Annotated in this window: 3 protein-coding genes and 1 pseudogene; 2 read left to right on the top strand and 2 right to left on the bottom strand. The window is 70.1% G+C overall.

Going from position 1 to position 1,880, the window contains the following annotated elements:
• Nucleotides 1-136: pseudogene (locus AC5RUJ_RS15425) on the bottom strand (prephenate dehydratase); the annotation flags it as partial.
• Nucleotides 136-462, bottom strand: a complete 327-nt coding sequence (locus AC5RUJ_RS15420) for a rhodanese-like domain-containing protein (RefSeq protein WP_494001915.1) — start codon at nucleotides 460-462, stop codon at nucleotides 136-138. The gene AC5RUJ_RS15420 and the pseudogene AC5RUJ_RS15425, both read right to left, overlap by 1 nt.
• Before the next feature lie 131 nt (nucleotides 463-593).
• On the opposite strand from AC5RUJ_RS15420, the gene AC5RUJ_RS15415 reads away from it, so the two are divergent.
• Entirely contained in the window at nucleotides 594-1,337 is a 744-nt protein-coding gene (locus AC5RUJ_RS15415; RefSeq protein ID WP_494023934.1) for a Type 1 glutamine amidotransferase-like domain-containing protein, read from the top strand.
• Between the two features lie 64 nt (nucleotides 1,338-1,401).
• Nucleotides 1,402-1,880: amidase family protein (locus AC5RUJ_RS15410; protein WP_494156152.1), on the top strand; the 479-nt coding region annotated here is incomplete at its 3' end.

The raw sequence follows: 1,880 nt of genomic DNA, 5'->3' as shown, positions 1-1,880 counted from the left end.
CCGCGCGAACGGCGTCCACGGCGGCGTCGACACTCGCGGCCGGAATCCGGCGCGCGGCAGCCGCCCCGGGAACCTGGAGGAGGGCGGCCTCGGTGAAGGTTCCCTCCGGCCCCAGGAAGGTGTAGACGCCTGCCATTACTGGACCCGGGGCTCCTGCCCGTTCTCCGAGACGATCGGTTTGCCGGCATCCAGCCAGGCACCCATCCCGCCGTCGACGTTCACCGCCGAGTATCCGTTCCCGTTCAGCCATTCGGTGGCCCGGAAGGACCGACCGCCGCTGCGGCACACCACATGCAGGTCCACATCGGGGTCCAGTTCCTCCAGGCGCAGCGGCAGCTCGTTGAGCGGGATGTGCACGGCGCCCGCAATGTGTCCGGCTTCCCATTCATAGTCTTCGCGCACGTCCAGAATGGTGGCGTCGCCGCCGATGCTGTTGACATCCACATTCTCGATATCGCTCATGGCAACCTCCGTGATCCGCGGCGGGCCGTGCCGCCGCTGGTGAATTCCTGCTCCGGGCGCACCCGCGATTTGCCCCCTTTCCAAGCCTATAGTGGGATCGTCCGCCGCACCGTAATGAGACAGGGGTACCGATGGCCGCAGACCAGCCGACCATCCTTGCTACGTCCGGCGGAATCACGGCCGGCGTTCGCAGCCGGATCGCGTTCCACCACCTGGTGCACCACGCCGTCGAACTGGCGGGGCCCACGGGGCGGGCACCGCGGCTGGTCCACGTGGGCACCGCCGGCGGCGACCAGCGCTGGCTCCAGGCCGAGCTGGACGAGGCGGCCAGGGTTGCCGGTTACGGCCTGAGCCATCTGAACCTGTTCACCATGCCCAATGTGGCGGACATCGAGGAACACCTGCTGGGCCAGGATGTGGTGTGGGTGGGCGGCGGTTCGGTGGCGAACCTGCTGGCGGTGTGGCGGGTCCACGGCCTGGACGCCATTTTCAGGCGGGTCTGGCAGGCCGGCGTGGTGCTGGCAGGGGTCTCCGCCGGTTCCATCTGCTGGTTCCGCGGCGGCACTACCGACTCCTTCGGCCCCGAGCTGCGGCCGGTCACGAACGGGCTGGCGTTGCTGCCCTACGACAACGGCGTCCACTACGACTCGGAACCGCAGCGCCGGCCGTTGGTGCACCGGCTCGTGGCGGACGGCATCCTGGGCGAAACGCACTGCACCGACGACGGGGTCGGACTGGTCTACCGCGGCACCGAACTGGCCGAGGCGGTCAGCGAGACCGACGGGAAACTCGCCTACCGCGTGACAGCCCAGGCCGGGGACGGGCCCGACGCCATCGCGGTGGAGGAACCGATCGACACCAGGTTCCTCGGCTGACCCGGCGCGCCGGTGGGACGCGCGGATTAGCCCGCACCGCCGGGCGGGGCTACGCTTACGGGCGATGACTGCTTTGCATGACTTGACGGCCGTCGCCCAGCGCGACGCCGTGGCCCGCGGCGAACTGTCCGCCCTCGAACTGACGGAGCATTACCTCCAGCGCATCGATGCCCTGAATCCCAGGCTCGGCGCCTTCATCACCGTCACCGCCGACCAGGCGCTCAAGCAGGCACGCTCCGCGGACGACCACCAGGCACGCGGCGGGACCCTGGGCCGGCTGCACGGCCTGCCGGTGGCCTACAAGGACCTCACGGATGTGGCCGGCGTCCCGACCACCCACGGCAGCGCGGCCCTGGAGCATCGGCCCGCCCTGGCCAACCACCCCTTGGTGAACGTCCTCGAATCCGCCGGCAGCATCAGCCTCGGCAAGACCCAAGTCCCCGAATTCGGGCTGACCTCCTACAGCGAGAACCGTGTGGCGCCGCCGGCCCGCAACCCGCTGGACCCGGCGCTGAGCCCGGGCGGTTCCTCCGGCGGTAGCGC

The organism is Arthrobacter sp. Y3223164 (assembly GCF_059091005.1).
This window is presented reverse-complemented; position numbering and strand designations above follow the sequence as displayed.

Coding starts and splice junctions, on each gene's coding strand:
- AC5RUJ_RS15420 (WP_494001915.1), bottom strand. CDS start 462: ATGAGCGATATCGAGAATGTGGATGTCAACAGCATCGGCGGCGACGCC.
- AC5RUJ_RS15415 (WP_494023934.1), top strand. CDS start 594: ATGGCCGCAGACCAGCCGACCATCCTTGCTACGTCCGGCGGAATCACG.